1 protein-coding gene is annotated in these 235 nt (G+C 68.1%); it reads left to right on the forward strand.

Annotated features, from left to right (window positions below; genetic code table 11):
* On the forward strand, positions 1-235 hold a 235-nt coding region (locus SB719_RS22655), incomplete at both ends, for a transglutaminase family protein (RefSeq protein ID WP_412160109.1).

Below are 235 nucleotides of genomic sequence, written 5' to 3' on the forward strand. Positions count from 1 at the left end.
CCAGATGGAAGTCGCGCGCCGGCTCGGCGTGCCGCTCGACGGCATCTCGTTTCCCGGCCATTTCCTGGTCCGTCTGCCTGTCGACGACGGGATGCTGATCATGGATCCCTTCAACAATGGACGGCCGCTGGACATCGACGAGCTGCGCGACCGCGCCCGGCCCCACCTCGGCGGCGATGTGCCCGACGACGACGTGCTGTCGCAGATCCTGCATCCCGCGTCGCACCGGACCATG

Origin of the sequence: Pantoea sp. SIMBA_079, from assembly GCF_046940275.1 — a bacterium.
GTDB classification, from domain to species: domain Bacteria; phylum Pseudomonadota; class Gammaproteobacteria; order Enterobacterales; family Enterobacteriaceae; genus Pantoea; species Pantoea borealis.